Origin of the sequence: Clostridium oryzae (assembly GCF_002029235.1) — a bacterium.
Classification (GTDB): domain Bacteria; phylum Bacillota; class Clostridia; order Clostridiales; family Clostridiaceae; genus Clostridium_AE; species Clostridium_AE oryzae.
Map to the genome: position 1 here is coordinate 1 of NZ_MZGV01000128.1, position 4,847 is coordinate 4,847.

5 protein-coding genes are annotated in these 4,847 nt (G+C 32.3%); 3 read left to right on the plus strand and 2 right to left on the minus strand.

Going from position 1 to position 4,847, the window contains the following annotated elements:
* Window positions 1-184 precede the first annotated feature (184 nt).
* On the plus strand, window positions 185-451 hold the full coding sequence (locus CLORY_RS22445; protein ID WP_079428763.1) for a glycoside hydrolase family 9 protein: 267 nt from the start codon (window positions 185-187) through the stop codon (window positions 449-451).
* A gap of 165 nt (window positions 452-616) precedes the next feature.
* Here the strand turns inward: CLORY_RS22445 and CLORY_RS22450 are convergent, their stop codons facing one another.
* Both CLORY_RS22450 and CLORY_RS22455 read right to left on the minus strand, forming a co-directional pair.
* Window positions 617-1,339, minus strand: a complete 723-nt coding sequence (locus tag CLORY_RS22450; RefSeq protein ID WP_079428765.1) for a flagellar motor protein MotB — start codon at window positions 1,337-1,339, stop codon at window positions 617-619.
* A 21-nt stretch (window positions 1,340-1,360) separates the two neighbouring features.
* Window positions 1,361-2,137: a motility protein A gene (locus tag CLORY_RS22455; RefSeq protein ID WP_079428767.1), complete on the minus strand. Its 777-nt coding sequence runs from the start codon at window positions 2,135-2,137 to the stop codon at window positions 1,361-1,363.
* Between the two features lie 209 nt (window positions 2,138-2,346).
* Between CLORY_RS22455 and CLORY_RS22460 the strand changes: the two genes are divergently transcribed.
* Together CLORY_RS22460 and CLORY_RS22465 are read left to right on the plus strand one after the other, a co-directional pair.
* On the plus strand, window positions 2,347-3,291 hold the full coding sequence (locus CLORY_RS22460; RefSeq protein ID WP_079428769.1) for a hypothetical protein: 945 nt from the start codon (window positions 2,347-2,349) through the stop codon (window positions 3,289-3,291).
* Between the two features lie 207 nt (window positions 3,292-3,498).
* The gene (locus CLORY_RS22465) at window positions 3,499-4,497 is read left to right on the plus strand and encodes an asparaginase (RefSeq protein WP_079428771.1); all 999 of its coding nucleotides are present in this window, start codon (window positions 3,499-3,501) and stop codon (window positions 4,495-4,497) included.
* Window positions 4,498-4,847: the final 350 nt, after the last annotated feature.

The window sequence follows — 4,847 nt, forward strand, 5'->3', positions numbered from 1 at the left end:
ATATTATGCATAACTAGTAATTTACAGATTAAAAAAATGTATAACCATAAATAATTATATTGAAAATTGCTCAATGAAATATTTAAAACGTAAGAGAAAATATTTACATTTACATAAAGTGGAATTACAATATAAGTACACAGTAAATATTAGCTAGTTAAAATTAAAAGAAGGGGTTGGTAATATGAAAAAGATCCTCAGCTTTGTTTTAACTTTAGCTGTTGCAGGTACTGTTATTTCACCTCTAAGGGTTTCTGCTTCTGCAGCAACAAATCAAGTCAATTATAACTATGGAGAGGCACTTCAAAAATCTTTAATGTTCTATGAATTACAAAGATCAGGCAAATTACCGAGTGACAAGAGAGATAATTGGAGAGGGGATTCCGGGCTTCAGGAAAGTAACTGTATATATAAAGGGTGCACTTGCAAGTGGAATAGAGCCATAAGTTAAAATAAGACTTTCCCTGTGTAACCGGGGAAAGTCTTTCTGCATCAATTATAAATCGGATATATTTTAAAAGTACAGAAAAAGCTGAGAACTGGTTTGAGCGAATTAAATCTTTGAATATCAAGTACGAGAGTTGAAGTGATTATCTGAATAAAAAAGTAAATAAAGTTATTTTAATATAACTATTTCAATACGTCTGTTTTTTTGTCTGTTTTCTTCTGTATCGTTACGTGCGACAGGTTCGTGCTCTCCTAGACCGGCCACTTCAAACTTATTTGGTGCTATACGTTCTTCTTGAGGAAGCTTTTCAGTAAAATACTTGACAACGCTTATCGCTCTGGCAGTAGAAAGTTCCCAATTGCTTTCAAAGAAGCTATTTCTTATTGGAAGATTGTCTGTATGTCCTTCTATCCTAATCTCTCTATCGTATTTTTTGAATATATGTGCGAATGAACGCAGCGTTTTTTTAACATCAGGTCTTAGTGCTGCTTTTCCATTATCGAAGAGAAGGTCATTTTTCAAAGTAAGAAAAACTCCATTTTTAGATTTTTTTATCTTTATATTGTTTTCTAGTTTCTCAACAGCAAGCATTTTTTTTACTTCTTCATATATTTTGTTGATGTCATCCTTATCCTTTGTGTTACTATCATTTTTAGTTGAGTTTTGTGATTCGTAAAAATCTACTATAGTGTCCCCGCCAGAATTAACTCCTATAGATGAGCCTCCTGAAAAAGAGGCTACAATCGATTCATATTTTTGGGCATCTACAGTTGACATCGCAAATAAAAGTACGAAAAAGCAGAGGAGAAGTGTAACAAGGTCACCATATGTCGCAAGCCATTCGTTTCCGCCATTTTCATCATCAGTCTCTGTATTGAAATCATCGTTCATAAAAAGACCACCTTTCTCTTGCTAAGAATTTTCAACTTGATTAGCTTTTTCGACTTGTTTGTCATCTAAATAAGCCAATAGTTTTTTTCGTAAAATTGTTGGACTTTCTCCTGCTTGAATACTTAGCAGACCTTCTATAATTATTTCTTTTTGGTAAATTTCTTCAGAAGTTTTTGCTTTGAGTTTTCTTGAAATTGGCATAAATAAAATATTGGACATTAAGGAGCCATAGAAAGTAGTTATTAGAGCTACAGACATCTGGGGACCTATACTGGATGGATCTGATAAATTTCTTAGCATGTTAACAAGTCCGATTAATGTTCCAATCATACCAAAAGCGGGAGCTAGGGCAGCACCTGTATCGAATACTCCTCTATTATTTTTATGTCTTTCAAGAATGCCTTTTATTTTTATTGCTAATGTTTTTCTAATAATATCAGGTTCCATACCATCAATAACCATTATCATACCTGACTTCGTGAATGAATCTGTAATTGACGAAGCTGTCTCTTCTAAAGAAAGAAGTCCATTTTTTCTTGCGATAGCAGCATATTCTGCAAATTTATCAATTAATTCTATTTCATTCAATTTAGTTTCCTTACATGCTAAAATTAAAACTTTAATGAAATTCTTAAGATTTTTTCCGCTACTACCTATTAATATTGCACCAAAAGTTCCACCAACTGTTATTAATACTGATGGTACGTCTATAAATGCAACTATAGATCCGCTAGTGAGTATACTTAATAATACAAATCCGATTGCTGCAGTCATTCCGATGGTAGTAAAAATGTCCATGATTAATTCACACTCCCTGATAGATGTTTAAGTACTAAGTATAAGAACTTTATGATTTTATATCTCAATTATCGTATTTTATTAGACAAATCTTGACATGAATTTACTGGAAATGTAAAATACAAATTATTCAAATTAAATAAACATAAAATTGTCATTTTAGTAATATGTGTTACAATGTTTTTATAAATTATTATGGGGGATAGGGAATGGAGCACAACGATATAAATTTGAAATTGCAAAATGCTCAACAGGGAATAATGCGTTTGAACAAAATTGATGCTATGCTTGAGCAATTGAAAGATGAACAGAAAGAGCTTGAAAAAAGAACTAATGAATTAAAGAAAATATTACAGAAGGAAAGTAAAGATGTTCAGAAAATTGAAAATAAGAGTATTAAATATGTTTTTTATTCAATTCTAGGAACCGTTGATGAGCATATCGATAAAGAACTTAAAGAAGAACTAGCTGCAAAACTGAAATATCAACAGAGCTTAAAGGACTTAGACGATGTTGTGGATCGTATATCAAAACTCTCGGTAGAGAGGTACAATTATGTAAATTGCCAGAAGGAATATGAACAGTTATATGAGCAGAAAAAGGAAATGTTAATACAGAACAACGGAAACGTTGCTAAGAGGATTTTGAATCTTACTGATGAAGTAAATGCTTCAAAAGGTAATCTTAAAGAAATAGAAGAAGCTTTGTATGCAGGACAGAATGTATTAAACAGTTTGGAGATAATATTAGATAAGCTTGATAGTGCAGAAGATTGGGGTACTTTTGATATGCTTGGAGGAGGTTTGTTTGTAGGTATGGCTAAACACTCTGATATTGATGATGCCCAAGATGAGGCAGAGAATGTACAAAAACTTCTAAGACAGTTTAGAACCGAACTAGTTGATGTAAAAATAGATGAGAACGTTGAAATCAATATAGATGAATTTGCAAAGTTTGCTGATGTTTTCTTTGATGGACTTATAGCAGACTGGTATATGCAGTCAAAAATAAATGAATCTCAGAACAACATAGTTTGTGTTAAAGAACAAGTGACAGAGGTCATTCAGAGATTGAACAAAATGGAAGCTGAAGAGAAAAGTAAAATAGAGGATTTACAATTTGAAGTAAAACATATTATTGAAATAGCAAACTAGCAGATATTAAAAAGTTGGACTGAGAGTTTAGTTAAGCTGAAATAATGTTAAAATAATTATAGGAATTTTATGGGGAAACTTAGCTTATACATGGCGATTATTGAACGCTTCAACGTGTATAAGTTAATAGTTTAGTAGAAACGATATAGTGAATAAGGATATATTATTATAATCAAACATAAATAACATAAAATAGAGGTTGATAAAATGAACAAGAAAAAAATATTGCTGCTTGCAACTGGTGGAACTATAGCTTCTATGGAGAGTGAAGAGGGATTAATCCCAGGTCTAGATGCTGAATACCTATGCAGACATATTACAGGAGCCAGTGAAAATTATGATATAACTACGAAGGATATCCTTCACCTTGACAGTTCGAATATTCAGCCAGAGGAATGGACATTTATTGCGAAGAATGTTTATGAAGCCTATAAAAAATATGACGGAATAGTAATTACCCATGGAACGGATACAATGGCATATACTACATCAATACTTTCATTCATGCTTCAGAATTTATCCATTCCAGTAGTGGTAACAGGCTCTCAGCTTCCACTAACTCATCCATTAACAGATGCCATTGATAATCTTAGGTATGCATTTGCTATGGCAGCTTCAGGTGTGCCGGGAATATTTTTAGCTTTCAACAGAAAGATAATTTTAGGCTGTCGTGCGGTGAAGGTTCGAACTACAGGCTTTGATGCGTTTGAAAGTGTAAACTATCCATATGTTGGTACAATTGATTCAAATGGGCTAAATATAAATCATAAAGTTTTGCCAAACTGGGATGGGGATTGTACATTAACAGACACACTATGTTCGGATGTATTTTTAATTAAGCTTACACCAGGACTTGATCCTAAAATTTTTGATATGCTGCTGCAATTAAATTATAAAGGTATAATTATTGAGGCTTTTGGAGCTGGAGGACTTCATTATATTCGAAGAGATTTGATATCTAAGTTAGAAAAATTCACTCAAAAAGGTATTCCAGTTGTTGTATCCAGTCAATGCCTTTATGAACGAAGTGATTTGTCTATTTATCAAACTGGAAAGATGGCCTTGAAGCGAGGAGTAATACAGGCGTATGATATGACTACTGAGGCTGCTGTTACGAAATTGATGTGGGCACTGGGGCAGACTTTAGATGCTGAGAAAATTATTAAGATTTTTGGTACTAATTATGCAGGAGAAATTACGATCTAACAGCACAAATCTATACTTCTTAACTATTTACTCGCATCTCTTACTTATTCATAAAATATTGTTTGCTAAATTTATGGCAGTCCTAATTCATGAGAATTGCCATTTTTTAGTTATGAACTTTGCAAAAAACTCTAGTGCATGATATAGTATATATATGAAAAATTAATTCAATAAGTAAGATTTAGGTAATAGATGGGTGTTGCAAAAGGAGTCAAGGATATATTAGACCAGCTAGTAAAAGTCAATAAGTTTTTATAAAAAAATTAATTGATAAAAATAAGCAACACAAAAAGACCATTGAAAAACACGAACAATGGAAAATTGCTCTTAATTGTTAGGGTTGTTAAGCA